The organism is Pseudomonas sp. TH39(2020), from assembly GCF_016650715.1.
GTDB lineage: Bacteria > Pseudomonadota > Gammaproteobacteria > Pseudomonadales > Pseudomonadaceae > Aquipseudomonas > Aquipseudomonas mandelii_C.
Genome location: NZ_JAEKFF010000006.1, coordinates 461,932 through 488,568 on the forward strand (window position 1 = coordinate 461,932; position 26,637 = coordinate 488,568).

General features: G+C 59.2%; 25 protein-coding genes. 10 read left to right on the forward strand and 15 right to left on the reverse strand.

Annotated features, from left to right (window positions below; translation table 11 throughout):
- Positions 1-51 precede the first annotated feature (51 nt).
- On the reverse strand, positions 52-876 hold the full coding sequence (ttcA, locus tag JFU47_RS10125; protein ID WP_033055258.1) for a tRNA 2-thiocytidine(32) synthetase TtcA: 825 nt from the start codon (positions 874-876) through the stop codon (positions 52-54).
- Positions 877-1,162: 286 nt separating this feature from the next.
- Between ttcA and JFU47_RS10130 the strand changes: the two genes are divergently transcribed.
- Together JFU47_RS10130 and JFU47_RS10135 are read left to right on the forward strand one after the other, a co-directional pair.
- Complete coding sequence (locus tag JFU47_RS10130; RefSeq protein WP_008147981.1) at positions 1,163-1,765, forward strand: Yip1 family protein; 603 nt, start codon at positions 1,163-1,165, stop codon at positions 1,763-1,765.
- A 158-nt stretch (positions 1,766-1,923) separates the two neighbouring features.
- On the forward strand, positions 1,924-2,418 hold the full coding sequence (locus JFU47_RS10135; protein WP_201182755.1) for a SprT family zinc-dependent metalloprotease: 495 nt from the start codon (positions 1,924-1,926) through the stop codon (positions 2,416-2,418).
- 121 nt (positions 2,419-2,539) lie between these two features.
- On the opposite strand, the gene JFU47_RS10140 is transcribed toward JFU47_RS10135, so the two are convergent.
- On the reverse strand, positions 2,540-3,721 hold the full coding sequence (locus JFU47_RS10140; RefSeq protein WP_201182758.1) for a CaiB/BaiF CoA transferase family protein: 1,182 nt from the start codon (positions 3,719-3,721) through the stop codon (positions 2,540-2,542).
- 144 nt (positions 3,722-3,865) lie between these two features.
- Entirely contained in the window at positions 3,866-5,200 is a 1,335-nt protein-coding gene (locus tag JFU47_RS10145) for a dicarboxylate/amino acid:cation symporter (protein WP_123368763.1), read from the reverse strand.
- Positions 5,201-5,539: 339 nt separating this feature from the next.
- Between JFU47_RS10145 and JFU47_RS10150 the strand changes: the two genes are divergently transcribed.
- Positions 5,540-6,538, forward strand: coding sequence for an AraC family transcriptional regulator (locus tag JFU47_RS10150; RefSeq protein ID WP_201182760.1), 999 nt, complete (start codon positions 5,540-5,542; stop codon positions 6,536-6,538).
- 128 nt (positions 6,539-6,666) lie between these two features.
- Here JFU47_RS10150 and JFU47_RS10155 read toward each other — a convergent pair whose 3' ends face one another.
- The 4 genes from JFU47_RS10155 to JFU47_RS10170 all read right to left on the reverse strand — a co-directional run bounded on the left by JFU47_RS10155 (position 6,667) and on the right by JFU47_RS10170 (position 10,399).
- Positions 6,667-7,032, reverse strand: coding sequence for a DUF6124 family protein (locus JFU47_RS10155; RefSeq protein WP_201182762.1), 366 nt, complete (start codon positions 7,030-7,032; stop codon positions 6,667-6,669).
- Positions 7,033-7,550: 518 nt separating this feature from the next.
- Positions 7,551-8,897: an ATP-binding protein gene (locus JFU47_RS10160; protein ID WP_201182764.1), complete on the reverse strand. Its 1,347-nt coding sequence runs from the start codon at positions 8,895-8,897 to the stop codon at positions 7,551-7,553.
- Positions 8,894-9,571 carry a response regulator gene (locus tag JFU47_RS10165; protein ID WP_008029360.1) on the reverse strand — a complete coding sequence of 226 codons (678 nt, stop codon included), beginning with the start codon at positions 9,569-9,571 and terminating at the stop codon, positions 8,894-8,896. Before JFU47_RS10165 ends, JFU47_RS10160 begins: the two co-directional genes overlap by 4 nt.
- A 225-nt stretch (positions 9,572-9,796) precedes the next feature.
- Complete coding sequence (locus JFU47_RS10170; protein ID WP_140676467.1) at positions 9,797-10,399, reverse strand: porin family protein; 603 nt, start codon at positions 10,397-10,399, stop codon at positions 9,797-9,799.
- A 140-nt stretch (positions 10,400-10,539) separates the two neighbouring features.
- Between JFU47_RS10170 and JFU47_RS10175 the strand changes: the two genes are divergently transcribed.
- Positions 10,540-11,331 carry a dienelactone hydrolase family protein gene (locus JFU47_RS10175; RefSeq protein ID WP_123368759.1) on the forward strand — a complete coding sequence of 264 codons (792 nt, stop codon included), beginning with the start codon at positions 10,540-10,542 and terminating at the stop codon, positions 11,329-11,331.
- A gap of 196 nt (positions 11,332-11,527) precedes the next feature.
- Positions 11,528-12,253 (forward strand): 4'-phosphopantetheinyl transferase family protein, encoded by a 726-nt coding sequence (locus JFU47_RS10180; protein WP_201182766.1) that lies wholly within the window; start codon positions 11,528-11,530, stop codon positions 12,251-12,253.
- Between the two features lie 161 nt (positions 12,254-12,414).
- Here the strand turns inward: JFU47_RS10180 and JFU47_RS10185 are convergent, their stop codons facing one another.
- Together JFU47_RS10185 and JFU47_RS10190 are read right to left on the reverse strand one after the other, a co-directional pair.
- A complete protein-coding gene (locus JFU47_RS10185) occupies positions 12,415-14,025 on the reverse strand; it encodes an ATP-binding protein (protein WP_140895461.1) in 1,611 nt (536 codons plus the stop codon).
- Positions 14,022-14,735 carry a response regulator gene (locus tag JFU47_RS10190; protein WP_074879161.1) on the reverse strand — a complete coding sequence of 238 codons (714 nt, stop codon included), beginning with the start codon at positions 14,733-14,735 and terminating at the stop codon, positions 14,022-14,024. The genes JFU47_RS10185 and JFU47_RS10190 overlap by 4 nt, the downstream gene beginning before the upstream one ends.
- A 739-nt stretch (positions 14,736-15,474) precedes the next feature.
- Here JFU47_RS10190 and JFU47_RS10195 point away from each other — a divergent pair.
- A complete protein-coding gene (locus JFU47_RS10195; protein WP_140676475.1) occupies positions 15,475-18,369 on the forward strand; it encodes a ribonucleoside-diphosphate reductase subunit alpha in 2,895 nt (964 codons plus the stop codon).
- A gap of 295 nt (positions 18,370-18,664) precedes the next feature.
- On the opposite strand, the gene flgE is transcribed toward JFU47_RS10195, so the two are convergent.
- The 4 genes from flgE to flgB are packed head-to-tail and all read right to left on the reverse strand — an operon-like array spanning position 18,665 to position 21,605.
- Positions 18,665-19,981, reverse strand: coding sequence for a flagellar hook protein FlgE (flgE, locus tag JFU47_RS10200; RefSeq protein ID WP_201182768.1), 1,317 nt, complete (start codon positions 19,979-19,981; stop codon positions 18,665-18,667).
- Positions 19,982-20,012: 31 nt separating this feature from the next.
- On the reverse strand, positions 20,013-20,735 hold the full coding sequence (flgD, locus tag JFU47_RS10205) for a flagellar hook assembly protein FlgD (protein ID WP_201182770.1): 723 nt from the start codon (positions 20,733-20,735) through the stop codon (positions 20,013-20,015).
- Positions 20,736-20,750: 15 nt separating this feature from the next.
- Positions 20,751-21,194: a flagellar basal body rod protein FlgC gene (gene flgC, locus JFU47_RS10210; RefSeq protein ID WP_007937507.1), complete on the reverse strand. Its 444-nt coding sequence runs from the start codon at positions 21,192-21,194 to the stop codon at positions 20,751-20,753.
- Between the two features lie 3 nt (positions 21,195-21,197).
- A complete protein-coding gene (gene flgB, locus JFU47_RS10215; protein ID WP_140676480.1) occupies positions 21,198-21,605 on the reverse strand; it encodes a flagellar basal body rod protein FlgB in 408 nt (135 codons plus the stop codon).
- Positions 21,606-21,898: 293 nt separating this feature from the next.
- On the opposite strand from flgB, the gene JFU47_RS10220 reads away from it, so the two are divergent.
- Positions 21,899-22,849: a tetratricopeptide repeat protein gene (locus tag JFU47_RS10220; protein WP_201182772.1), complete on the forward strand. Its 951-nt coding sequence runs from the start codon at positions 21,899-21,901 to the stop codon at positions 22,847-22,849.
- A gap of 112 nt (positions 22,850-22,961) precedes the next feature.
- On the opposite strand, the gene cheR is transcribed toward JFU47_RS10220, so the two are convergent.
- Together cheR and JFU47_RS10230 are read right to left on the reverse strand one after the other, a co-directional pair.
- On the reverse strand, positions 22,962-23,789 hold the full coding sequence (gene cheR / locus JFU47_RS10225; protein ID WP_201182774.1) for a protein-glutamate O-methyltransferase CheR: 828 nt from the start codon (positions 23,787-23,789) through the stop codon (positions 22,962-22,964).
- A 22-nt stretch (positions 23,790-23,811) separates the two neighbouring features.
- A complete protein-coding gene (locus tag JFU47_RS10230) occupies positions 23,812-24,768 on the reverse strand; it encodes a chemotaxis protein CheV (RefSeq protein WP_140676489.1) in 957 nt (318 codons plus the stop codon).
- A gap of 82 nt (positions 24,769-24,850) precedes the next feature.
- On the opposite strand from JFU47_RS10230, the gene flgA reads away from it, so the two are divergent.
- From flgA to JFU47_RS10245, 3 genes are all read left to right on the forward strand, one after another.
- Complete coding sequence (gene flgA / locus JFU47_RS10235) at positions 24,851-25,612, forward strand: flagellar basal body P-ring formation chaperone FlgA (RefSeq protein ID WP_201182776.1); 762 nt, start codon at positions 24,851-24,853, stop codon at positions 25,610-25,612.
- A gap of 166 nt (positions 25,613-25,778) precedes the next feature.
- Positions 25,779-26,105, forward strand: a complete 327-nt coding sequence (gene flgM, locus JFU47_RS10240) for a flagellar biosynthesis anti-sigma factor FlgM (RefSeq protein WP_123368749.1) — start codon at positions 25,779-25,781, stop codon at positions 26,103-26,105.
- A 48-nt stretch (positions 26,106-26,153) separates the two neighbouring features.
- Positions 26,154-26,621 carry a flagella synthesis protein FlgN gene (locus tag JFU47_RS10245; RefSeq protein ID WP_123368748.1) on the forward strand — a complete coding sequence of 156 codons (468 nt, stop codon included), beginning with the start codon at positions 26,154-26,156 and terminating at the stop codon, positions 26,619-26,621.
- Positions 26,622-26,637 lie beyond the last annotated feature (16 nt).

Genomic DNA, 26,637 nt, shown 5'->3' on the forward strand with positions numbered 1-26,637 from the left:
GTGTCTGACCCACCGCTATCGCCAGCAGGCTGGCTCCCACAGTGATTGTGTTTAGAGGTTTACTACGTTGACGAACCGCGACGCCGCGGTTTCATCGATGCGCAGGTTGGTGAAGTCGAACAGATTACGGTCCGCCAGTTGCGAGGGGATCACGTTCTGCAAGCTGCGGAAAATGCTTTCGGTGCGGCCTGGCGTCTTGCGTTCCCACTCCTGAAGCATGTCCTTGACCACCTGGCGTTGCAGGTTTTCCTGGGAACCGCAGAGGTTGCACGGGATGATCGGGAATTGCTTGAAGTCCGAGTAGGCCTGAATGTCTTTTTCGTTGCAGTAGGCCAGAGGGCGGATCACCACGTTGCGGCCATCGTCGGCGCGCAGCTTCGGCGGCATGGCTTTGAGCGAACCGTTGAAGAACATGTTCAGGAAAAAGGTCTCGACGATGTCGTCGCGGTGATGACCGAGGGCCATCTTGGTCGCGCCGATTTCGTCGGCGAAGGTATAGAGCGTGCCGCGACGCAGGCGCGAGCACAGCGAACAGGTGGTCTTGCCCTCCGGGATCAGCTCCTTGACCACCGAATAGGTGTCTTTCTCGACGATGTGGTACTCGATGCCCAGCTCTTTGAGGTAGGCCGGCAGCACATGTTCAGGGAAACCTGGTTGTTTCTGGTCCATGTTCACGGCCACGATCTCGAACTTGATCGGGGCGACCTTCTGAAAGTGCATCAGCACGTCGAGCATGGTGTAGCTGTCCTTGCCACCGGACAGGCAGACCATGACCTTGTCGCCGTCTTCAATCATGTTGAAATCGGCAACAGCCTCACCGGCCTGGCGGCGAAGGCGCTTTTGCAGTTTGTTCTGGTTGACCGTAAGAGTGCCCATGACGCGAAATCCGTGAGGTGTGACGAAAGGCCGGCATTTTACGCAAAAACCGGTCACGGGCGAAGAGCCCCCTATCCCCTGTGGGATTGATGGTTACAGACCCTGCGGCGATTAACAGAAGGGTTTACAGCGCAATTTGCTCTAAAGCCCTGCAACCTGCGTCGTTAAGACCTTTCTATACTGCGACTTAAGGTCGCACACATATCCAGACCTTTCCTTACTCGGCCACTTTGGCCCGTAGGCGCTCCACTGGGGGGCGACGGTAAAAACAAGAGGAGTGACTGGCATGATCCATCACGTAGTGGGGCTATTCACCCACCCTGACCAAGAATGGAAAGAGATTCGTGGCGACCAGGAGGAAAGCATCAGCCACATGTATCTCACTCATACCCTGATTCTGGCGGCGATCCCTGCGGTGTCGGCGTTTATCGGCACCACACAGGTCGGCTGGGTCATTGGCAGTCGCGCACCGGTGATGCTGACGGTGGAAAGCGCGATATGGATGACGGTCATGTCGTACCTGGCGATGCTCGGCGGTGTGGCGGTAATGGGCGCGTTCATCCACTGGATGGCTCGCACCTATGACGCCAACCCGAGCCTGGCACGCTGCGTTGCATTTGCGACCTACACCGCGACACCTCTGTTTATCGGCGGTCTGGCGGCGCTGTACCCACACATGTGGCTTGGGATGATCGTCGGCACCGCGGCCATCTGCTACACGGTGTACCTGCTGTATGTGGGGCTACCCACTTTCATGAACATTCCATCAGACGAGGGATTTCTGTTTTCGAGTTCGGTGCTTGCGGTAGGCCTGGTGGTGCTGGTGGCCATCATGGCGTTCACGGTAATTGTTTGGGGACTCGGCGTGGGGCCGGTCTATACGAACTAGCAACACATCACCCAAAAACAAGATCTGCCAACACAGGCCGCCGCAAGGCGGCCTTCTAATGCTCAAGGATAGAAAACGGTGACGACCATTCGGCGCCTCAGCGATTCGCAAGTCCCGAGGGTTGCGGCATACTCGACGTCTCTGGAGATCCATCAAGCATGCCCGAGCAACTCAATACCCGCGTCGAAGACTGTTACCAACTCGCCGAATCCTTTTTCAAACGACCTTTCAAACGCCCCGTGGTGAGCCTCAAGCTGCGCGGGCAAAAAGCCGGTGTCGCGCATTTGCACGAGAACCTGCTGCGCTTCAATCCTCAGTTGTATCGGGAAAACACCGAAGACTTCCTCAAGCAGACCGTGGCCCACGAGGTAGCGCACCTGATCGCCCATCAGCTGTTCGGCGACCGCATCCAGCCGCATGGCGAGGAGTGGCAACTGATCATGCGCGGCGTGTACGAACTGCCGCCCAATCGATGCCACACCTATGACGTCAAACGCCGCAGCGTGACCCGCTACATCTACAAATGCCCGTGCGCGGACAGTGACTTCCCGTTCTCCGCCCAGCGCCATGGTTTGGTGCGGCAAGGACGGCGGTATTTGTGTCGACGGTGCCGGAGCACGTTGGTGTTCAGTGGGGAAATGCGGATCGAGTAGTACAGATTTGTGGTGCCGGAGCAGGCCTCTTCGCGAGCAGGCTCGCTCCCACATTGGATTTATGTCACGCCGAAGATCCCCTGTGGGAGCGAGCCTGCTCGCGAAGGCATCCTGACAAGCGCTACACAACCACCTTGGCAAGCCGCAATTCCTCAATCCGCTCAACGCTGTACCCCAACTCCCCCAACACCTGATCCGTATGCTGCCCTATGGCCGCGCCGATATGCCGCGGCTCGGGCAACCCTTGCGAAAACTTCAATGGACACGCCATCTGCGCCTGAGTCGTCCCGTCACCACGCGGCACATCAGTGACCAGTTGCCGAGCCTTCATCTGCGGATGCCGCAGCGCTTCGCTCAGGCTCAACACCGGCTCCACGCAAGCATCGACGCCGGCAAACAACTCGCACAACTGGGCGAAGTCATGCTTCTCGAATTCGGCTTTCAACTCATTCTTGAGCGCTTGTTGCTCCGCAGGCTTGGGAGAGAGCCCCTGTGCCGCGAGTTCCGGCCGACCGAGCGCCGCACACAGTTGTTTCATGAACGCGGGCTCCAGACTGCCCACCGAGAACCAGCGCCCATCGCGGGAACGGTAATAGTCATAGAAACTGCCACCGTTGAGCATCTGGTCCTCCCTTCCCGGCTCCTCGCCACAGGCCAGATACCCGGCGCCGGCCATGGCGTTCAGGCTGAACGCGCAGTCGGTCATGCTCACATCCAGGTGTTGCCCCAATCCGCTTTGCTGCCGGGCGATGACCGCCGCCAGCAGCCCGATCACCCCGTGCAACGAGCCCCCGGCGATATCCGCCACTTGCATGCCCAACGGCAGCGGCCCGCTGTCGGCGCGGCCGGTGTAGCTCGCCAGCCCCGCCAGCGCCAGGTAGTTGATGTCGTGGCCGGCGCGGTCCTTGTAGGGGCCGGTCTGGCCGTAACCGGTGATCGACACGTAGATCAGTTTCGGATTGATCGCCTTCAAGGCTTCATAACCCAGGCCCAATCGTTCCATCACGCCGGGGCGGAACTGCTCCAGCACGATGTCGTAGTCCTGCAGCAACTGCTTGATCACCTCCAGCGCCTCAGGCTGCTTGAGGTCCAGCGCCAGGCTGCGCTTGTTGCGATTGAGGTAGGCGTGGCTGGCGGAGACGCCCTGATCGTGAGGCGGCCAAACCCGCAGCAGGTCCATGCGCGTTGGCGATTCGATGCGCAGCACCTCGGCGCCCATGTCTGCCAGCAACAACGAGGCGAACGGCCCCGGCAGCAGTGTCGAGAAATCCAGAACCTTGAGTGATGCCAGTGGACCGAGCATGGGCGTTCTCCGTAAACGATGCCTCCAGACTAGGCAGCCAACGACATTGCAGCAATCACCTTATGCATCAGTTGCGCTGACCGTTGCGCTCAAATCCCAGGCATGAAAAAACCCGCCGAAGCGGGTTTTTTCAGTGCTGCCGTCTTATTTGACGTTGGTTGGGGTTGGGCCTTCGGCCACGCCCAGGTCGTCTTCAACGCGCTCGTCGGAGATACCGCGACCGCCAGAAGCCAGTTCAGCGTGCATCACGTCAACGTCCAGTTCCTTGACCCACTTGGCGACAACCAGGGTGGCAACAGCGTTACCGACCAGGTTGGTCAGGGCACGGGCTTCGGACATGAAGCGGTCGATACCGAGGATCAGCGCCAGGCCGGCAACCGGCAAGTGGCCAACGGCGGACAAGGTGGCCGCCAACACGATGAAGCCACTACCGGTCACGCCCGCAGCGCCTTTGGAGGACAGCAGCAATACCACCAACAGGGTGATCTGGTGAGTGATGTCCATGTGGGTGTCGGTTGCCTGAGCAATGAACACTGCCGCCATGGTCAGGTAGATCGCAGTACCGTCGAGGTTGAACGAGTAACCGGTCGGGATCACCAGACCCACAACGGATTTCTGCGCGCCCAGGCGTTCCATCTTGATCAGCATGCGTGGCAGCACCGACTCCGAAGAAGAAGTACCCAGCACGATCAGCAGTTCTTCACGGATGTAGCGAATCACTTTCAGCACGCTGAAGCCGTGAGCGCGAGCGATACCGCCCAGCACGACCAGTACGAACACGAGGCAAGTGATGTAGAAGCAGGCCATCAGCTGACCCAGTTGCACCAGCGAACCCACACCGTAGGCACCGATGGTGAAGGCCATGGCGCCCAGGGCACCGAGTGGCGCGAGCTTCATGATCATGTTGATGATGTTGAACATCACGTGGGCGAAGCGATCGATGAAGTCCAGGATCGGCTTGCCGTAGGCACCCAGGCGATGCAGGGCGAAACCGAAGATCACCGAGAACATCAGCACTTGCAGGATATCGCCGGTGGCGAACGCACCGAAGATGGTGTTCGGGATCACGTTCAGCAGGAAGCCAACGACGCTTTGATCAGCACCGGCCGCTACATATTGAGCGACTTTGGAGGCATCCAGCGTGGCCACGTCGATGTGCATGCCGGCACCCGGCTGCACGATGTTGACCACCACCAGACCGACCAGCAACGCAATGGTCGACACGATTTCGAAGTACAGCAGCGCATAACCGCCGGTCTTGCCGACCGACTTCATGCTCTGCATGCCCGCGATACCGCTGACGACGGTGCAAAAGATGATCGGGGCGATGATCATTTTGATCAGTTTGATGAACCCGTCACCCAGCGGCTTGAGGGCCACACCGGTCTGTGGGTAGAAGTGACCGACCAGGATGCCGATGGCGATGGCAACGATCACCTGGAAATACAGGGATTTGTACAGTGGCTGACGAGTCGTCATTGCAAAGTTCCTCAAGAGTGCCCGGTGACAACATCCATCTGTTGCCCTGAACACTTCAATTGCGAACCCTCCTGCACTGGAGGGATTTGTTTTGTCGAGCTGCGCAACGGCAGGCATCTGCCGGTTGTATCGCAAGGCCCGTGCCACCTTCGTCAAATCGCCAGCAAGCCTGTTGACATCAAGGGTTGCAGGTTTTTCTTTGTCACCAAACGGTTACGGCAAAGTGGCGGATTCCCGCCCATCGACCAGACCTCGTCCTACAAATTGGCGGATATCCGCCTTGTCCATCATCAGGCTCCACGGCTACCATCGGCCGTTCAATGGACGGACTTGCCTTCTATGCGCGAACGCACCATCGCCAGTCATTTCGCCCGTGCCGCCCTCGGTGGCGCACGCCGGCTGGGTTATGACTATTCAAGTTTACTGCAACAACTCGGCATCAGCCCCGAGTTGCTTGAAGAGCCGCGTGCGCGAATCGCGCCTGAACAGTTCACCCGATTGATCCAGGGACTGTGGCTGGCACTGGACGACGAATACCTGGGCTTCGGGCCGGTCCCGAGCAAAACCGGGAGCTTCGCGATGATGTGCCATGCGGTGATCCACTGCCGCAATCTGGAGAAAGCACTCCATCGCGGCTTATTGTTTTATAGCTTATTCCCCGACAGTCCGCGTCTGACCCTGACCCGCGAAGACGAAATGATTCGCCTGAGCCTCGACGATTCGCAGTTCCGAGACCCGGACCACTTCCTCACCGAGAGCCAGCTGATGGTGTGGCATCGACTCGGCAGCTGGCTGATCGGCCAGCGTATACGCCTGGAACAGGCGACGTTCAGTTACCCGAAACCCGAGCACGGCGCCGAATACGATTTGCTGTTCCCCTGCCCGACGGCCTTTTCCACGGCTCAGAGCAGCCTGTTGTTTCACAGTCGCTACCTGAGCATGCCGCTGTTGCAGGACGAACGGACGCTCAAACATTTCCTCGAACGCTCCCCCGCCGACTTGTTGTCGCGCCCGGATGACGGTGACAGTTTGAGCAGCCAGTTGCGAAGGCTGCTCAGCCGCGACAGTTCTCGCTGGCCGGACCTTGAAGCGGTGGCTGCGCATATGCACATCAGCCCGCAAACCTTGCGTCGGCATTTGCGGGAGGAAGGGTCGAGTTTCCAGGAATTGAAGGATCAGCTGCGCCGGGACATCGCGATTTATCACCTGGGGCGGGCGGATTTGTCGTTGCAGCAGATTGCCGAGCAGTTGGGGTTCTCCGAGCCTTCAGCGTTTCACCGGGCGTTCAAGAAGTGGACGGGGCTAACGCCTGGGGCCTACCGCGCACAAGAGAACTGAAGGCGCACTGATCGTTCCCACGCTCCGCGTGGGAATGCAGCCCGGGACGCTCTGCGTCCCTTTCGAGAGCTGGAACGCGGAGCGTCCCTTGAGGCATTCCCACGCAGAGCGTGGGAACGATCTGTACGTTAAGCGTCTCGGGGATCGATGTTATCCAGCGCCCGATTCACCGCCAGTTCGCCCAGCATGATGATTTGCGCAATACCCAACAGCGAATTGCGACTCGGCCCCTCCATATGATCCGCCAGGTCCATGGTCATGACATTGGCCGAGGCCAGCGACTCGCACGCGTGGGCCAGCAGGGTTTCGGTATCGAGTTCCGGGTTGACGATGAACATGGTGCCGGGTGTGCGCGGGGTGGCTTTGAGGTGGGCAGCCGGGTTGAGGTAGTAATCGAGGGCGCGGTCGGCGGCTTCGTTGAGTTTTTTGGAATCGGGGGTTTCGTGCGGGGAAACGTCGTCGGTTTCTGGGGGATTGGGGGTGATCTTGAACATTGATGGAACTCCAGATAATAAAAGTGGAGCCATCACCCTCGCTACCAAACGAGGGTGGCGGCCATACGGAGGTTGGTAGACCGGTCATCTGGCAACCCGGCGCGCCCAAGGGCGCCCTACGCATGGCCACCATAAAAACAGAAGACGAAAAAAGTCCCTGCATTAGGTTGCGCAATGCGCCAGATTGAACCGGGCTACCAAACCCGATCGCTGTTTTTCAGCGACCGGCAAACGATAGAGCCCGGCCCTTAGGCGCACAAGCCGGCGGATTCTGGCGTAGTCGTAGGCAGCGGCGCAAGGTTGTGTAGCCTGAGTGAGTGTCTGGAGATGTGTTTTAAACATCGCTGTTTATTGCAGAGAATCTGTGGGATTTGCGCCGTAAGGGCTGGCCTCATCGCGAGCAGGCTCGCTCCCACAGGAGATCTGCGGAGCATCCACTTTTCGCGAACGCCGCAGATCCAATTGTGGGAGCGAGCCTGCTCGCGATGAGGCCCGAAAGAACACAATCAACCTTTCGATCAAACCACCGGAAAATGAATCCGGAACGCCGCCCCGCCCATCGGCGAATCCCCCAGCGTCAGCTTGGCGCTGTAGCTTTCAATAATGTCCTTCACCACCGCAAGACCAATCCCCTGCCCCGGATGCTGCCGATCCAGCCGCTCTCCACGCTGCAGAATCCGCGCTCGCTGATCCGGTGGCACGCCCGGCCCATCATCCTCAACGCACAACTCAATCCCGCCAAGGCTTTCGCGCACGCTGATGCGTACTTCGCCGAGGCACAGGCGATAGGCGTTCTCCAGCAGGTTGCCCATCATTTCCAGCAGGGCGCCCTGTTCGATCGGCACATAACACGGCTCCGGCATATCGAAAGCCACCCGCACGCGTTTGTCGCGGTAGACCTTGTCCAGGGTGTCGCAGAGGCTTTGCAGCACCGGGCGCAGGCGTACCTGATGGCGCACCAGGCCACTTTTGCGCAGGCTGGCGCGTTGCAGTTGATAGCTGATCTGCTGGCTCATGCGTTCGATCTGGGTTTGCAGCACCCAGGCCTGATCACGATCGGCCGGGCGCTTGGCCATGTCTTCGCTGACGCCTTGCAGCACGGTCAGCGGGGTTTTCAGGCTGTGGGCCAGGTCGTCGAGGGAATCGCGATAGCGGCTGCGTTGTTCGCGCTCGCTGTGCAGCAAGCGGTTGAGGGAGCCGGTCAGGCGCAGCAGTTCGCGCGGGTGTTGTTCGCTGAGGCTTTCGCGGGTGCCGCTTTCGATTTCGTCCAGTTCCTGACTGAGCCGGCGCAATGCCTGCAAGCCCCAGGTCAAACCGATCCACAGCAGCGCGAGCAACACCAGCAAGGCGGCACCGAATCCGAGGTAGAGGTTTTCCCGCAGGCCTTCGAGGGTGGCTTCGTACTCACGCACCGGTTGCAGCGCGACGATGCTGAACGCCGCGCTCTTGCCGCCGAGCAGTTTGACCTCGACGTCATAGACGAAGAATTCCTGGCCGTTGGCTTCGCTGATTCTCGCGAACTCGTTACCGCGTCCGTCGTAACGCGGTTTGTAGTTGATGTGCTCTTCCTGAGTGCCCTTCGAGCGCCAGACCAGATGCCCCTCGCGGTCATAGATGTAGCCAAGCAATCGGCCGTCAGTGAGGTTGAAACGCTCATCGGGCAACTGCGCCGGCATCTGCAAGCGGTTGTTCTCCACCCGGGCGGCGGAGATCAGCGTGGTGACGTCTGACGCCAGGCGCTGTTCGATCGAGTCCTGCAACGCCAGGCTGAACGCGCCCTGCATCGCTGGCAGCAACGCCAGCATGAACAACACCGCCAGGATCGTGGCGGCGAGCATCAACCGGACACGAAGGGAACGAATCAAGTGCAGCGCTCATTGAACAGGTAGCCGAGGCCACGCACGGTATCGATCGGTTTGAAACCGGCCGGGCCTTCAAGTTTGCGGCGCAGACGGCCGACCAGCACTTCGATCACGTTCGGATCGCGCTCGTCATCGTCCGGGTAGAGCTGCTCCATCAAGCGATCCTTGGCCACCACTTGCTGGTGATGCCGCATCAGGTACTCGAGGATCCGATACTCGTAAGCGGTCAGCGCCAGCGGTTGTTCATCGAGGGACGCCTGTTTGCGATTGAGGTCCAGGAGCAACGGCCCGGCGACGATGGTCGACTGGGTGAAACCGCTGGAACGGCGCAATAACGCGTTCAGCCGGGCATCGAGTTCTTCGAACTGGAACGGCTTGACCACGTAATCGTCGGCGCCCGCGGCGAGGCCTTCGACCTTGTCCTGCCAGTTGCCGCGGGCGGTGAGGATCAGGATCGGGAAGGTCTTGCCGCGCGAGCGCAGCTGACGAATCAGGTCGAGCCCGCCCATGCCCGGCAGACCGAGGTCGATCACCGCCAGGTCATGGTTGAACTGCTCGGTCTGGTACAGCGCCTCTTCGGCGTTAGCCACGGACTCGACCACGTGGCCGCTGTCCGTCAGGCGGGTTTGCAGGTGATGGCGCAGCAGTGCTTCATCTTCGACGACCAGCAGTTTCATAACGCTCTCCTACGCAAATCAACATCTCCAGAGGCACGCGTACCTCGATGGCTAACATGGCAACGGTCAGTTAAGCGCAACCTGTGGGAGCGAGCCTGCTCCGGGCGGCGTTCCGACGAAGGCGGCGGCATAGTCAACATTGATGTCGTCTGAAATACCGCTTTCGCGAGCAGGCTCGCTCCCACAGGGTATCGCTTAACTCACTGGCATTGGCGCATGCCCTTGTCAGAAAGCGTAGTTCGCCGACAGATAGGTCTGGGCGCTGCTGGTCAGGTCCAGCGAACCCTGTTTGCTGCCACCGCGCTCGCTCATCTCGGTGCTGGCGTTGCTGCGCAGGTAACGGTAACCCAGTTCCACCGAGGTGTTTTGCGAAACCTGTTGCAGGACACCCAATTGGCCGCCGATGGCGTAACCGATGTCGCTGTCGCGGCTGAAGCCTGGCGACTCCTGAGTCATTTTGGTTAAACCGGCCGTGGCGCCGCCGAACAGCTTGGTGCTGCCGCCCACCGGGTAGAACAGATCGTAGCTGCCCAAGAGGTTTTCCTGACGCAGTTTAATGCCATTGTGCGAGCCCGACACGTTGTCGTAAGTGGCGTAGTAGCGGCCCTGGCTGTTTTGCTGGCCCAGACGCACACCCCAGGTGTTGTCCTTGCCGATCACGCCGTCGGCGTTCGGGCTGTTGAGGTTGTCGTTCAGGGCGTGGGACTTTTTGACCTTGTCGCTGGTCTGTCCAAAAGTAAGGCTGGCGAAATTGTCGTCGGAAGCGAAAGCCGCGGTACTCGCGCTCAGGACAGTGAAAGCCAGAAGCAGTTTTTTGAAGCCCGTCATAGGGGAGTTCCTTATGTGCTATTTGGGTACGGGGCAAGGTTACTCACCCGGCCCTGAACTCCCCCTGAACGCACTCTGAACCTGAGCTGAATCAAACCGACTAAGCTGTTTTGATGACTTTTCTGTCTGGAGATCCGACCATGCGCATGTTTCTCGCTTTCGTCTTGCTGGCCCTGAGCGGGCTCAGCCAGGCGGCTATCAAGACTCAGGAAATCCCCTATCAGAGTGCCGATGGCACCAAGCTGATCGGCTATTACGCCTACGACGACGCCATTAAAGGCCAGCGTCCGGGCGTGGTGGTGGTGCACGAATGGTGGGGGCTCAACGACTACACCAAGCGCCGCGCCCGTGATCTGGCCGGCCTGGGTTACAGCGCGCTGGCCATCGATATGTATGGCGACGGCAAGAACACCGAGCATCCCAAGGACGCCATGGCCTTCATGCAAGCGGCAATGAAAGACAGTGCCGCGTCCAGCGCGCGCTTTCAGGCCGGGCTCGATCTGTTGAAGAAGCAACCGCAAACCGACCCGAACAAACTCGCCGCTATCGGTTATTGCTTCGGCGGCGGCGTGGTGCTGAATGCGGCACGTCAGGGTTTGCCGCTGGCGGGCGTGGTGAGTTTTCACGGTGCGCTGGCGACTAACACGCCTGCGACGCCTGGCAGTGTGAAAGCGAAAATTCTTGTTGAGCATGGGGCGATGGACAGCATGGTCACGCCGGATAACGTTGCAGCGTTCAAGGCTGAAATGGACAAGGCCGGGGCTGACTATAAGTTCGTCAGCCTGGAGGGCGCCAAGCATGGGTTCAGTAATCCTGATGCGGATCGCTTGAGCCATGGCGATCATGCCGGGCCGGACATTGGCTATAACAAGGCGGCGGATGAAAAATCCTGGGCGGACATGCAGGCGTTTTTCAAGAAAATCTTCGGCTGACACCTTGATCGTTCCCACGGTCCCCGTGGGAATGCAGCCCGGGACGCTCCGCGTCCCTTTCGGGAGCTGGAACGCGGAGCGTCCCTTGAGGCATTCCCACGCGGAGCGTGGGAACGATCAGCATGGGGGGTACCCAGCGTGGGAACGATCAGTGTGGGGCTACCCAGCCTGAGAGCAACCCGGCAAAATGCCCCACATGAATCCCGCCCCCGCCCTCCCCGTCTGCTGCACCCCACTCGATGCCCATTGGCCGCTGCCGTTTGCGCTGCCCGATACGGTGCTGTTGAGCACTCACTTCGATACCTCGCAATTGGCCAGCGATGATTTCCAGCGCAGCGCCATCGAGCCGCCGCCCACCATCCAGCGTTCGGTCGCCAAGCGTCAGGCCGAGTTCCTCGCCGGGCGAGTTTGCGCTCGGGCTGCGCTGCAACAGTTGGAAGGGCTGAGCTTCATCCCGGCCATCGGCGAAGACCGGGCACCGGTATGGCCGACGCACATCACGGGCTCGATTACCCACAGCACCGGCCGGGCCTCGGCGATTGTCGCGAAGAAAACCCACTGGCGCGGCCTGGGGATGGACCTGGAAAACCTGCTCAACCCCGAACGGGCCGAGCGACTGGCCGGGGAAATCCTCACCCCGCCCGAGTTGCAACGCATGACCGCTGGCCGTCGCGATCAGTTGGCGATGCTGGTAACCCTGACGTTTTCGGTGAAGGAAAGCCTGTTCAAGGCGCTGTATCCGATCGTTCAGCAGCGCTTCTATTTCGAGCACGCTGAAGTGCTGGAGTGGACCGAGAGCGGTGAAGTGCGGCTGCGGTTGCTGACTGATCTGTCCAGCGAATGGTGCAATGGCACTGAGTTGGATGCGCAGTTTGGGGTGGTGGATGGGCAGTTGTTGAGTCTGGTCAGCATCAAGGCCTGAGAACGCGATCCCTGTAGCAGCTGGCGAAGCCTGCGTTCGGCTGCGAAGCAGTCGTAAATCCTGTGCATGCGGTTTATCTGAAGCACCGAGTTGTTTGGTTTAACGACTGCTGCGCAGCCGAACGCAGGCTTCGCCAGCTGCTACAGGTCATACGCCAAGCCTCAACGCTTCTCCTGATTCCTCGGCCAGCTCAGGCTGAAACACGCCCCGCCCAGGCTTTTGCTCTTGCTGATCAACGCCCGGCCATCATGCCAATGGATGATTCGCCGCACGATGGACAACCCCAATCCATGCCCGCCCGAGGCGCGGGTACGGCTGTCATCGAGGCGCAGGAATGGCGTGAAGATCTTCTCCCAGGCCGTTTCCGGCACGCCCGGCCCGTCATCCTCGACATCCACTCGACAGCGCTGCTGCCCGACCTGATAACTGACGGTCACCCGTGATTGAGCGTGGCGCATGGCGTTGCTCACCAGGTTCTGCAACGCCCTGTGCAGGTAGCGCGGCTCGGCCTCGACCCAAGCGTCGTCGTTGTCAGCGGCGGACAAACACAAACCGCGCTGCACCGTGACCTCGGCGCGTAACGGCGCCAGTTCTTCGATCACCTGATCGACCAACGCATCCAGATCGATCCGCTGAAAATTCAGCGCCGGTGAACCCTGTTCCAGTCGTGCGTAGGTGAGCATCTCGTCCACCAGTCGATCGAGATCCTCGATGTCGTTGTCCATGCCTTCGCAGTATTTTTCCAACGCCTGCGGCGTGGTGGCCGAGCCGATCATTTCCAGACCAAATCGCAACCGCGCCACGGGTGTGCGCAGCTCATGCGAGACGGCGCGCACCAGCTCACGCTGAATTGCCAACAGTTGCTGCAAGTGCTCGGCCATGCCGTTGAACGCCGAGGCCAGCCGCCCCACCGAGTCCGCGCCGCGTGCCGGCACGCGGGTTTCCAGGCTGCCCTTGGCGATGCGCGTGGCGGCCGCTTCCAGGCCACGCAAACGTCGCTCAAGTTGGCGCACCAACAAATAGACGATCAAACCGATCAGGCTCAAACCCAGGGCGGCGATCAGCACCAGCCACTCCGGCGGATAAGGATTCATCTGATACAACGGGCCGATTTCCAGCACCCACGGCGTACCGACCATGCCGGCAAACACCCGGATCGAATCGCCGCCCTTGCCCAGCGCCATCACCGTGTCGCCCTCGGACACCCGGCGACTCTGGTCCTCGTCCATATCCGCCTGTTCGATCGTCACCAGCCGCAAGTCGAAACCAAACCCTTTATCGCGCTTCAATTGCGCCAGGCGATCGGGTTGCTCGGCCACCGGGTAGCGCACCAATTCGTCGGCCAAGAGGTAAATAGTCGCCCGGGCCAGTTGTTCGCTGATCTGCTGGACTTCGCCGGTCAGCACCAGCTGTTCCTTGTCGCTGACCAACCGGTAAACCTTCGCCGCATGCGGACCGGTCTGTTCCACCAGCGCCTGACCGCGCAGCACGCGGGTGCGCTGGGTGAGGTCGAGGTCGGTTTGGGCAAAGGTCTTCAGTGCCAGAGGAATCCCCAACAACCGTTCCCACACCAGCAAGGCACGGTGGCGCTCGGTTTCATTCATCGGGTTCAGATTGTCGGCCATCAGCGAGAACGTGCCGTGGGCGAGGCGTTCGCGGTATTGCTCGCCGCGCACCTGGTTAAGCAGGTGCAAGGCCAGCACGCCGAGTACCGCCACCAGAATCAGCGCCGCGCACATGCCGCCATAGATGCGCAGGAAGATCGAGTTCACAGCGTGCAGGCTTCCGGAACGAACAGATAACCTTTGCTGCGGATGGTTTTGATCAGCCGCGGATGCTCCGGGTCATCGCCGATTTTCGGGCGAATGCGCGAAATGCGCACGTCGATGGAACGGTCCTGGCCGTCATAGCCGATGCCGCGCAATGCAGTGAAAATCTCTTCCCGGGACAGGATGCGCCCGGCGTTGGCCACCAGCAGCCAGAGCAGGTCGAACTCGGCGCTGGTCAATTCGATGCCGTTGTCGTTCAGCCAGGCTTCGCGCAATGCGTTGTCGACCACCAACGGACCGAACTGCAGACGCCGTTGTTTTTCCGGCGCCACTTCCGGGGCTTCACTGCGTCGCAACAAGGCCTGGATGCGCGCCAGCAACAGACGTGGGCGAACCGGTTTGCACACGTAGTCGTCGGCACCCAGGTCCAGGCCAAGAATCTGATCGGTGTCGTCGGTGCGGGCGGTGAGCATCAGGATCGGGCCGTCATACTTGTCGCGGACCTTGCGGCAGATGCTCAGGCCATCTTCGCCCGGCAACATGAGGTCGAGGATCACCAGGTCCGGTTTCTCCTTGATGATTCGGGCTGCGGCCAAGGCGCCGTTACCCTCGATCGATACGCGCAGGCCATTGGCTTCCAGGTAATCGCGGGTCAGTTCGGCCAGACGCTGGTCGTCCTCGACAATCAATACCTGCCAGGCTTCTTGCTCCACGGTGACCTCTGCTTGCCAACAACACTTAATAAGGAAGGATCCGCCCGTCTTTTTGTAATGATTGGGGAGGATAAGAATGCATCTGCATTGGCCGATTGTATAAACGCCACTCGCCAAGAACACAAGCCGGTAAATGCGTTCGGACAACGCGGTTTTTTGTGATAGGGTTCGCGCCCTTAAAAACCCGAGCGACTGTTTTCAATCGGTGAAAATCAGTGAAAAACGGTCCGCTCCAGCTAGGTCGCGGCCTACACGCCCGTTCCACCTTTCACACACAATTTACGCACAGGTTTATCCACAGGTAGTACGTTGCAACACCCCCCAAAACGCATTATCTTGTACCCCGGCGCCAAAAAAACCCTACATGTAGGGTTTTGCGTAAAAAACCAAACACAAATCAGACACCGATTTCAAGCGCTTTTATTGCCTCTGTCCGGTTGAACCAAACGTATTTTCGAAAGACCAAACCGCGCGTGCGGATGGCTACTGTTTTTGAGCCGAAAACGGCGTTAACGGTACGGGTGTTGCAGTCAATTACTGCCACCCAAAAGGATCCCGGTTTCAGGTTCAAGGCCTGAGACCAAAGACTTCGGCATGGAAGCGGCGCCCCAATTGCCCCTTCCTGATCTGTCCCGAAGTTGGTATGCCCGGCCCCTCGCCGGTTGTAGTGCTTCAGGACGGAACGGTGGGCACCCAGATGGTGCCCAAACAAACATAGAGAATGTGGAGACAACCCCCCATGCAAACCGACACAACTCGCGAGAACCCGCAGGGCACCTTGCCGCAGGCCGCTGATTCGACTTCGGATCTGTCCGCCACCGCGCCTGGCCAGCTGCGCGTGATCAAGCGTAACGGCACTGTCGTTCCTTACACCGATGACAAGATCACCGTCGCCATCACCAAAGCGTTTCTCGCAGTTGAGGGCGGCACCGCTGCCGCTTCGTCGCGAATCCACGACACCGTTGCCCGTCTGACCGAACAAGTCACCGCGACCTTCAAGCGTCGCATGCCCTCGGGCGGCACGATTCACATCGAAGAAATCCAGGACCAGGTCGAACTGGCCCTGATGCGTGCCGGCGAGCAGAAAGTGGCGCGCGACTACGTGATCTACCGTGACGGTCGTTCGAAAGAACGCGCCGCCCACGCACCGGCCGAGGAAGCAGTCAACGCTCACCCGTCGATCCGCATCACCCGCGCCGATGGCACCTTTGCTCCTCTGGACATGGGCCGCCTGAACACCATCGTTACCGAAGCGTGCGAAGGCCTGGAAGAAGTCGACGGCGACCTGATCCAGCGCGAAACCCTGAAAAACCTGTACGACGGCGTGGCCCTGACCGACGTCAACACCGCGTTGGTGATGACCGCCCGTACGCTGGTCGAGCGTGAGCCGAACTACTCGTTCGTGACCGCTCGCCTGCTGATGGACACCCTGCGTGCCGAAGGCCTGAGCTTCCTGGAAGTCGCCGAAAGCGCGACTCACCACGAAATGGTCGACCTGTACGCCAAGGCCCTGCCTTCGTACATCGCCAAGGGTATCGAATTCGAATTGCTGAACCCGGTCCTGGCCACTTTCGACCTGGAAAAACTCGGCAAGGCGATCAACCACGAGCGCGATCAGCAGTTCACGTACCTGGGCCTGCAAACCCTGTACGACCGTTACTTCATCCACAAGGACGGTATCCGCTTCGAACTGCCGCAGATCTTCTTCATGCGTGTGGCCATGGGCCTGGCGATCGAAGAGAAGAACAAGGAAGACCGTGCGATCGAGTTCTACAACCTGTTGTCGTCCTTCGACTACATGTCCTCGACCCCGACCCTGTTCAACGCCGGCACCCTGCGTCCACAGCTGTCGAGCTGCTACCTGACCACCGTGCCGGATGACCTGTCGGGCATCTACCACGCGATCCACGACAACGCCATGTTGTCGAAATTTGCGGGCGGCCTGGGCAACGACTGGACGCCGGTTCGTGCACTGGGTTCGTACATCAAGGGCACCAACGGCAAATCCCAGGGCGTTGTTCCGTTCCTGAAAGTGGTGAACGACACCGCGGTAGCCGTTAACCAGGGTGGCAAGCGCAAAGGCGCTGTCTGTGCCTACCTGGAAACCTGGCACATGGACATTGAAGAGTTCATCGAACTCCGTAAGAACACCGGTGATGATCGTCGTCGTACCCACGACATGAACACCGCCAACTGGATCCCTGACCTGTTCATGAAACGTGTCTTCGATGACGGCCCGTGGACCCTGTTCTCGCCGTCCGAAGTGCCGGATCTGCACGACCTGACCGGCAAAGCCTTCGAAGAACGTTACGAGTACTACGAAGCCCTGTCCCAGTACCCAGGCAAGATCAAACTGTTCAAGACCATCCAGGCCAAAGACCTGTGGCGCAAAATGCTCTCCATGCTGTTTGAAACCGGCCACCCATGGCTGACTTTCAAAGACCCGTGCAACCTGCGCAGCCCGCAGCAGCACGTCGGCGTGGTTCACAGCTCGAACCTGTGCACCGAGATCACCTTGAACACCAACAAGGACGAGATCGCTGTTTGCAACCTGGGCTCGATCAACCTGCCGAACCACATCACCAACGGCAAGCTGGACACCGCCAAGCTGGAACGCACCGTGAACACCGCCGTTCGCATGCTCGATAACGTTATCGACATCAACTACTACTCGGTGCCGCAAGCGAAGAACTCCAACTTCAAGCACCGTCCGGTCGGTCTGGGCATCATGGGCTTCCAGGACGCTTTGTACCTGCAGCACATTCCTTACGGTTCCGACGCGGCCGTCGAGTTCGCCGACAAGTCGATGGAAGCGGTCAGCTACTACGCGATCCAGGCTTCCTGCGACCTGGCCGACGAGCGCGGCGCTTACGAGACGTTCCAGGGTTCGCTGTGGTCCAAAGGCATCCTGCCGCTGGATTCGCAACAGATCCTGATCGAACAGCGTGGCCAGAAGTACATCGACGTTGACCTGAACGAATCCCTGGACTGGGCACCGGTTCGTGCCCGCGTTCAGAAAGGCATTCGTAACTCCAACATCATGGCCATCGCACCGACCGCGACCATCGCCAACATCACTGGCGTATCGCAATCGATCGAACCGACCTACCAGAACCTCTACGTGAAATCGAACCTGTCGGGCGAATTCACCGTGATCAACCCGTACCTGGTTCGCGACCTGAAGGCTCGCGGTCTGTGGGACTCGGTCATGATCAACGACCTGAAGTACTACGACGGTTCGGTGCAGCAGATCGAGCGCATCCCGCAAGAACTCAAAGAGCTCTACGCGACCGCGTTCGAAGTGGACACCAAGTGGATCGTTGACGCGGCCAGCCGTCGTCAGAAGTGGATCGACCAGGCTCAGTCGCTGAACCTGTACATCGCCGGCGCTTCGGGCAAGAAGCTGGACGTGACCTACCGCATGGCCTGGTACCGTGGTCTGAAAACCACTTACTACCTCCGTGCCCTGGCCGCGACCAGCACCGAGAAGTCGACCATCAACACCGGCAAGCTGAACGCTGTTTCCAGCGGCGGCAACCACGGTGAAGATTCGGTCCTGGCAGCTCCCGCAGGTCCAGCTCCAGTGCCGAAGGCTTGCGCCATCGACGAGCCGGATTGCGAAGCTTGCCAGTAAGCTGAGCAGGTAGGCGCCGCAAGGCGCTGACTCGAAACCCCCGATCAGTCCTCTGGATTGTCGGGGGTTTTCTTTTGTCTGGAGGAATGTGGTGGCCGGCCTGATGCTTTCGCGAGCAGGCTCGCTCCCACAGGTGACCGAGTTAGCCAGAGAAATGAGATCTATTGTGGGAGCGAGCCTGCTCGCGAAGGGGCCCTGCACGACAATGCAAAATTCAGGTTACCGACAAAATCCCGGCCACAAAAAAGCCCCTCGATTGAGGGGCTCTTTGTGCAGCGCTTTCAGCCAACCCGCATCAGGTCATCTGAATGATGGTCTGCATGATGGTGCTTTGGGTGGAAATGGTCTTGGCGTTCGCCTGGTAGTTGCTCTGCGCCTTGATCAGGTCGACCAGTTCATTGGTCAGGTTGACGTTGGACTCTTCCAGAGAGTTGGAGGCGATCGAACCCAGCGTGCCGGTTTCCGGCGCATCGTAGCCCGGGATACCCGACGCGTAGGTTTCTTTCCAGCTGGTGCCACCGACTGGCTGCAGACCTTGCTCGTTGGTGAAGCTGGCGAGGGAGATCTGGCCGATAGGCTTGGTCTGGTTGTTGCTGAAGTTAGCCAGCAACACGCCGCTACCGTCGATGGTCAGGTTGGTGATCTGGCCAGTGGCGTAACCGTTCTGGGAAGGAATCGAACGCGCGGTATCGGCGTTGAACTGGGTGGTGTTGGCCATGGAAATGGTCACGCCCGCCGCGCTGGCGGCGGCGCCGTTGGCCGTCCAGACGCCAGCGGTCACAGTGCCTGGAGTCCAGTTCATGATCTTCAGATCGCTGCTGATGGTCGGAACGGGCGGAGTACTGACCTGAACCAGCTTGCCTGACGTATCGAACGTCATGGTCGAAGGAACCGGAGCGGTAGCGGCAACAGCAGGGTCGCTGCCATCCGGGTTGCGACCATCGATCAGGGTGTAGGTATCCCACGTGTTGGCCCCAGTTTTGACCATGTATTGATCCATGGTGTGCTGGTTGCCCTGAGTGTCGAAAATCGGGGTGCTGAACTGCTTGGTGAAGGTGGCTGACTTGGTCGGATCGAACTTGTTGGCCACAACCGCCTGGTCAATCACATCAGCCGAAGAGTTCAGGTTGATGGTCGACGACACGGTGGTGGTGGTTTTCGGCGCCAGGTTGGAGGTGTCAATGCGCAGGTCGGTCAACACACCGTTCTGAATCTTGCCATTGGCATCCACACCGTAGCCCTGCAGACGCGAAGTGCCGTCGGTGTTGGTGACGTAACCGTCCTTGTCGACCTTGAACGTACCGGCACGGGTGTAGGACAGCGAGCCGCTGTTGTTCAGCACGAAGAAGCCGGAGCCGTTGATGCCCATGTCCAGCACGTTACCGGTGTTGTTGATGTCGCCCTGGGTGAACTGTTGGGAAACGTTGGCCAGACGCACACCGTTACCGGTGGTCTTGCCGCCCGAACCCAGCTTGGTCGCCGAGTAGACGTCTTCGAATTCTGCACGGGACGATTTGAAACCGGTGGTCGCGACGTTGGCGATGTTGTTACCGGTCACGTCCAGTTGTTTGTTGGCTGCATAGAGACCGCTAAGGCCGATATTGAAAGACATATTCCACTCCTTTGTGCCGTGTTAGTCGGCTCTACATACCAATGGTTTGTACTTTGGACAGGGCGATGCTGCCTGCCCCGGCCAGGTTGAGCATCAACTCACCGCCGGTCTGGCTGATGGTCACGCTGTTGACGGTGGCCGGCAGGTACGTCACCAGCGAGGTCGCCTTGCCGTCGTAGGTCGCCGTAGCGCCAAAGGTATAGGTACCCGCCTTGGCCACTTCGCCTGCATCGTTTTTGCCGTCCCAGATGAAACTGGAAGTACCGGCGACCTGGCTGCCCAGGTTGAGGGTGCGGACAACCTTGCCATCGGCATCGGTGATCTTGACCGTGACCGGGTCCACCGACGCCGGTACGGCAAGGGTGCCGCTGAAACTCTTGGAGGTATCGACCACAGCCTTGTCGCCCGGTGCAATAACCGAACGCCCGACCAGCGACGACGCCTGCAACGCCTGGGACGAGTTGTAATTGCTCGCCAGGCCACTGACGGTGTCGTTGAGCGTGGTGATGCCTTCCAGGCTACTGAACTGCGCCAACTGGGCGACGAACGCGCCGTTGTCCTGTGGCTCCAGCGGGTTCTGGTTTTTCAGTTGCGTTACCAGCAACTGCAGGAACGCGTCCTTGCCCAGGGCCTTTTTGCCGGTGGCGCTGTTCGTCGCCGACGCCAGGCCATCCGTCGTGGTGCTGGTCTTGATCGAGGAGTTGGCCAGGATGTCCTTGAGGCTAATGCCACTGGTGGTATCGGTAACACTCATCTGAGTCGCCCCTTATCACTGACCGAGGGTCAGGACCTTCTGCATCATGGTTTTGGCGGTGTTCATCATTTCGGCGTTGGTCTGGAACGAACGGCTCGCGGAAATCATGTCAGCCATTTCTTCCACCACGTTGACGTTCGGGTAGTAGACGTAGCCCTTGGCGTCGGCCGCCGGATGGTTCGGCTCGTAGCGCGCCTCAAGGTTGCTCTGGTCTTCGACCACGCCCAGCACTTGCACGCCTTGACCGGCGGCGTCCTGGTTCTGGAACAGCGAGTCGCTGCCACCGCTCTGGCCACCCTGGAACATGGTGGCGAATACCGGGTGCCGAGCACGGTAGGTCTGGTCGATGCTCGACGAGACGGTTTCGGCGTTGGCGATGTTACTGGCGACGGTGTTCAAGCGAGTGGTCTGGGCACTCATGCCGCTACCGGCAATGTTGAAAACACTGGATAGAGACATGGCTTACTCTCCGCGCAGGGCTGATATCAGCCCTTTGAATTTGCTGTTGAGCAGGGTGAAGCTGGCCTGGAAGCCGACCGCGTTTTCCGCGTAGTTCGACTGTTCCAGTTGGGCGTCCACAGTGTTCTGGTCGATCGACGGTTGCATCGGCGTGCGATACAGCAGCGACTCGTCGCCATTGCCCAGGCCTTCGGCTTCGATATGACGGCTGTTGGTCATGTTCAAGGCGAAAGTGCCGCTCTTGGTCTTTTCGTTCTGCTCGGCGAGCACTTTCGAGAAGTCCAGATCCCGAGCCTTGTAGTTCGGGGTGTCGGCGTTGGCGATGTTGTTGGCCAGGACTTCGGCACGCTGAGCGCGGAAGCCCAGGGCTTGTTCGTGGATACCGAGCGCTTTATCGAAGCTGATGCTCATGTCGGAAACCTTCGGGTGACCTGATTTTTCGTAACAGGGACATAGCAAGCGGCGTGCCAATTCAAAAAAGCCCGTAAACCGGGGCTTTGCGGGCCGTGGCAACGTGGCAATGCCAGAAAAGCGGCAACGGGTTTCCGCCGTCTGCCGCTTTTCTGCCGCTTGTCCATGGGCGCATGCCTCTGAGGAGCTGACGCAAAAGTGGCAGGCGTCCATAAATATGTACCGCTTCTGGCCACCGCCCCCCCGATAACCTGTGTTGGCAACTCCACTTTGCATCCACACAGGGACTGAACATGCATATTCACGCTGATGTATTTACGGCGCTTCACACACTGATCAAATCAATCCACTCGCTCGTGTCGCCATTAACCGATCCGCAACGGGCTGCCAAAACACGAGGACTGCAGCGTTACCATCTGCGGGAATACCTGGATGCTGAAAGCGACCTGACTATCGCGGCCACTGCTGGTGATGCCGAATCACAATATGCGCTGGGCGAAATCTTTCGACGCCGCGAAGGCAATACCACCGGCTCGGCCAAAAAGTGGTACGAACTGGCCGGCGCGCAAGATCACGTCTATTCGTTGATGCGCCTGGGCGATACCGACTCTCTTGCGAAAGCCTTGAAACTGGCGCGCGAGCGGGCCGATATTGGCGACAGCGACGCCATGCTTGAAATGTATGAACTGACCAAGGATATCGCCTGGCTGAAAAAGGCTGGCGTAGCGGGCAATGGAGAGGCGATCTACATCCAGGCCCTCCTCTACGAAAACGACAGGGCACTCAGGCCTGCCGATTCAAACTGGGACAGCCTGCGGGACATCATGCTGAGAAAGTCCGCCCAAGCCGGTTTCCCTCCTGCGATGACCTGGTTGAGCAACCTGCGGGTCAGGTACAGGAATATTCCTTATCAGCAGTATTGGCTGTTAAAGCGACTTGAACACAATGATCTCAACGCCGTACTCGCCTATAGCTACGCGCTCATGCACTATTTCGACACCGAACAAAACCTCGATCGCTATAACTTCAGCTATGACTACATCAAGGGCTATGGCTTGCTTTGGCTGGTGGTCGACAGCACTCGGGAATATATCAGGCATCGTGAAGCAGCCAATCTGCTGGCCACTCTGACCAGCCGATCCACACCCGAACAAATCGAAGCCGGCAAGGCGTTTGCCAGGGAATGGACAGATTCCCACCCACCGCTGTGTGCGTACCCATTGACGTACAGCGACCTCAAATAATCTCGGGTACCGCCAATAGCGTTCGATGTCCTATGCCCAAAACAAAAATGCCAGTCAGCTTGGCTGACTGGCATTACTTTGAGGTCGACAGTTTCTTTACGCTGCCGGCCAATCACTTGGCCTGGTAAATAATCCCCGGGCTGCACTGGACCATCTGGTAATGATCCGGCAAACCGTTCAGCGCCTCGGAAGCACCGAGGAACAGATAACCGCCTGGCTTCAACGTGCTGTGAATGCGCAACAGGATGTCCTTCTTCACCTGGGCGGAGAAGTAGATCAGCACGTTGCGGCAGAACACGATGTCGAACTTGCCGAGGCTCGCGTAGCTGTCCAGCAAGTTGAACGAGCGAAACTCCACCCGGCTCTTGATCGGTGCCTTGATGGCCCAGCGTCCCGGCCCTTTCGGGTCGAAGTAACGTTGAAGGCGCTCGGGCGACAGGCCACGGCCGATCGCCAGGCTGTCGTACTCGCCGGCCTTGCAGTTGGTCAGCATGGTACCGGACAGGTCGGTGGCAACGATCTGTACGCCCATCTTCAACTGGCCCATGTTCACGCGCTCGAACTCATCGATCGACATCGACAGCGAATACGGTTCCTGACCCGACGAACAGGCCGCCGACCAGATCCGCAGACGCTGGCCAGGGGCGGCCTTGATCGCTGCGGGCAGCACCTTGTTCTTCAAGACTTCAAACGGGTAGGTGTCACGAAACCACAGGGTTTCGTTGGTGGTCATGGCGTCCACCACCATCTCGCGCAAACCGCTGCGCGGCTGGGTCTGGATGCGCTGGACCAGCTCACCCAGGGACTTGATGCCTTGCTGTTCCATCAGTTTGTTGAGACGGCTCGAGACCAGGTACTGCTTGTTTTCACCGAGCAAAATGCCACAGGCCTTTTCCAGGAAGACCCGGAACTGTTCGAAATCCAAATTACCCGTAGACAAAGATGCCGCCTCTTAAATCGTATTAACCGTTAGGGGCAGAAGGCCCCTGGCTGATGTCTGCTGCTTTGATCCGGTTGACTACCCGGGATGCCAGGTCATCAGGACGGAATTTGGCAAGGAAGTCATCGGCACCGACCTTCTTGACCATCGCCTGATTGAATACACCCGACAACGAAGTATGCAGGATGATGTGAAGCTTTTGCATGCGAGGGTCGTTGCGGATCTCGGCCGTGAGGGTGTACCCGTCCATCTCCGGCATCTCGATGTCGGAAATCATCATCAGGAACTCTTCTTCCGGCTTCTTGCCCTCGTCGACCAGCTTGCGCAGGTAATCCAGCGCTTGCCGACCGTCGTTCAACGCCACCACTTCGACACCGACCGTCTGCAGGCAACGGGTCACCTGCTTGCGCGCCACCGACGAGTCATCGACCGTCAGTACTCGCAAAGAGAGCGCCTTGTGCTGGGTTTCGACATCCACCACGCCAACGGAAATCGCTTCCGGTGTCGGCGCCACTTCTGCCAGCACTTTCTCGACGTCGATGATTTCGACTAACTGATTGTCGACCCGAGTCACAGCCGTCAGGTAATGATCGCGTCCCGTGCCCTTGGGTGGCGGATGAATCTCCTCCCAATTCATGTTGACGATGCGCTCCACCGAGCGCACCAGGAAACCCTGGGTCTTGGTGTTGTACTCCGTGATGATCACGAAGGGATTGTTCTTGTCTTTCAAAGCCCCGGAACCGGTCGCCATGGCCAGATCAAGAATCGGAATGGTCGCCCCCCGAATATTTGCCACACCGCACACGACAGGACTGGATTTTGGCATCAGCGTCAGTTTGGGGCATTGCAGCACCTCCCGAACCTTGAACACGTTGATCCCATACAGCTGCTGGCCGTCGAGACGGAACAACAACAGCTCAAGGCGATTCTGCCCTACCAGTTGCGTGCGCTGGTTTACCGCATCCATTACACCAGCCATGCACAGACTCCTACACCAACGCTTAAGTGTGTTGCGACGCGCATTCATCACTAAACGGCACGGCGCTTGCTTTTTAACTCTTATGAACACAGAACCGACATTTTTCCGACGCCTGACATCAAACGCCCGCAAATTGCTTTGCGTGGTGTCGGCCGTCTGCCTGTTCAACGCTGGCTGCCCTGCCCTTGCTGACGCGGTTACCTTGCCTGACATGCTTATCGGCGTCACTCAGGGCTTTCTTGAATTCACCGTAGAAGACTATCTGGCCACCAGTCAAACGGAAGGCCGCTACGAGATCGAGGTCAAGCAGCTTGATCCGCGGCTGCGCATGCCCATGTGCGACAAGGAATTGACAGCGTCCCTGGAGAGCCCGGCCACGCCGCTGGGACGGGTTACGGTCAAGGTTCGCTGCGAGGGCGCGTCGCCCTGGACGGTCTTCGTACCCGCTCAAGTGCGCCTGTTTCGCGACATTGTGACCACCACCCGCCCGCTGCGACGCGCCGGTATCGTCGAGCCCCAGGATGTGACCCTGCGCGAGCGTGACATCAGCCTGATCAGCCAGGGTTACCTGACTTCCGTCGACCAGGCGATCGGGCAGAAACTTACCCGACCAATGGTCGCCGACCAGGTCATGACCCTGGTGCACATGGAACAGGCAGAAGTCATCAGCAAGGGTGACCAGGTGGTGATTACCGCCCACAGTGGAACGCTGAGCGTGCGCATGCCGGGTGAAGCGCTGTCCAACGGCGGCTTGCGCGAACAGATTCGGGTGAAAAACCTCAACTCCCAGCGGGTCATCAAGGCGCAAGTCACCGCGCCCGGCCAGGTGGAAGTGGCCATGTAGAACTCTCTGTTGGTGAAGATGTGGCGCGCCGCTCGACTGTTCCCTAGACTGTGCCCTATGCAGGGCAAGCGCTGACGCGCGCAAGCTCATTGATAAATGGGCCTAAAGTTTTCCAGGGTATGGCCGAAAACATGGCAAGCGTCCAAATACCCAGAGGTTTTTTGTCATGGTCATCGATTTCAGCCGTTTGAACAGTTCCTCGTCACTAACCGGTAGTACACGTACCAGCACCGCGAAGGAAACCGCCGAAACCGGCAAATCCGCGCCGCTGAATACCCCGGCCGAACAGGCCAGTACCGTTAAAAGCGGGGAATCAGTACATCTCAGCAATGAGGCTCAACAGTTGCAGAAGGTCACTGACAAGCTGCGCGATCAGCCTGCCGTCGACAACGCCCGCGTGGCCGAGTTGAAAGCAGCGATTGCCGATGGCAGCTACAAAGTCGACAGCAACCGTGTAGCCAGCAAACTGCTCAACTTCGAAGCCCAGCGCTAGGCCCAGGCCTGCGCCAGGCTTTTGGACGCTTAAAACCCAAGGCCAGCCATGCACGACACTAATTTACTGCAACTGATCACCGACGATTTCGCTCCAGCACAGCACTTGCTGGAGTTACTGCAAACCGAGTCCCTCGCCTTGCACGGTCGTGACATGCCACTGCTCGAAGAGATTCTGGCGCAGAAACAGGCATTGATCATTTTGCTCGATCAGCATGGCCGCAAGCGCAGTGAAATCCTCGCCAGCCTCAACCTGCCGACCAATCGCAACGGCCTGGAGCAACTTGCCAGCCATTCGAGTATTGGCGATCAGCTGTTGGAGCAGAGTGATGTGTTGACCGATCTTCTGGCTCAGTGCCAAGCGGCCAACGTCAAGAATGGCCAGTCGATCCTGGTGCAACAGGCCGCGACGGCCAATCAGCTGAAAATCCTCAACGGCGGCGAGCCGCCAGCGCTCTACGATGCGCGCGGATCAACCTCCATGCTTGCGAAGCCACGCCCGCTCAGTCAGGCTTGAGCCTGCTGAAAAGCGC

Coding starts and splice junctions, on each gene's coding strand:
- ttcA (WP_033055258.1), bottom strand. CDS start 876: ATGGGCACTCTTACGGTCAACCAGAACAAACTGCAAAAGCGCCTTCGC.
- JFU47_RS10130 (WP_008147981.1), top strand. CDS start 1,163: ATGATCCATCACGTAGTGGGGCTATTCACCCACCCTGACCAAGAATGG.
- JFU47_RS10135 (WP_201182755.1), top strand. CDS start 1,924: ATGCCCGAGCAACTCAATACCCGCGTCGAAGACTGTTACCAACTCGCC.
- JFU47_RS10140 (WP_201182758.1), bottom strand. CDS start 3,721: ATGCTCGGTCCACTGGCATCACTCAAGGTTCTGGATTTCTCGACACTG.
- JFU47_RS10145 (WP_123368763.1), bottom strand. CDS start 5,200: ATGACGACTCGTCAGCCACTGTACAAATCCCTGTATTTCCAGGTGATC.
- JFU47_RS10150 (WP_201182760.1), top strand. CDS start 5,540: ATGCGCGAACGCACCATCGCCAGTCATTTCGCCCGTGCCGCCCTCGGT.
- JFU47_RS10155 (WP_201182762.1), bottom strand. CDS start 7,032: ATGTTCAAGATCACCCCCAATCCCCCAGAAACCGACGACGTTTCCCCG.
- JFU47_RS10165 (WP_008029360.1), bottom strand. CDS start 9,571: ATGAAACTGCTGGTCGTCGAAGATGAAGCACTGCTGCGCCATCACCTG.
- JFU47_RS10170 (WP_140676467.1), bottom strand. CDS start 10,399: ATGACGGGCTTCAAAAAACTGCTTCTGGCTTTCACTGTCCTGAGCGCG.
- JFU47_RS10175 (WP_123368759.1), top strand. CDS start 10,540: ATGCGCATGTTTCTCGCTTTCGTCTTGCTGGCCCTGAGCGGGCTCAGC.
- JFU47_RS10180 (WP_201182766.1), top strand. CDS start 11,528: ATGAATCCCGCCCCCGCCCTCCCCGTCTGCTGCACCCCACTCGATGCC.
- JFU47_RS10195 (WP_140676475.1), top strand. CDS start 15,475: ATGCAAACCGACACAACTCGCGAGAACCCGCAGGGCACCTTGCCGCAG.
- flgE (WP_201182768.1), bottom strand. CDS start 19,981: ATGTCTTTCAATATCGGCCTTAGCGGTCTCTATGCAGCCAACAAACAA.
- flgD (WP_201182770.1), bottom strand. CDS start 20,735: ATGAGTGTTACCGATACCACCAGTGGCATTAGCCTCAAGGACATCCTG.
- flgC (WP_007937507.1), bottom strand. CDS start 21,194: ATGTCTCTATCCAGTGTTTTCAACATTGCCGGTAGCGGCATGAGTGCC.
- flgB (WP_140676480.1), bottom strand. CDS start 21,605: ATGAGCATCAGCTTCGATAAAGCGCTCGGTATCCACGAACAAGCCCTG.
- JFU47_RS10220 (WP_201182772.1), top strand. CDS start 21,899: ATGCATATTCACGCTGATGTATTTACGGCGCTTCACACACTGATCAAA.
- JFU47_RS10230 (WP_140676489.1), bottom strand. CDS start 24,768: ATGGCTGGTGTAATGGATGCGGTAAACCAGCGCACGCAACTGGTAGGG.
- flgA (WP_201182776.1), top strand. CDS start 24,851: ATGAACACAGAACCGACATTTTTCCGACGCCTGACATCAAACGCCCGC.
- flgM (WP_123368749.1), top strand. CDS start 25,779: ATGGTCATCGATTTCAGCCGTTTGAACAGTTCCTCGTCACTAACCGGT.
- JFU47_RS10245 (WP_123368748.1), top strand. CDS start 26,154: ATGCACGACACTAATTTACTGCAACTGATCACCGACGATTTCGCTCCA.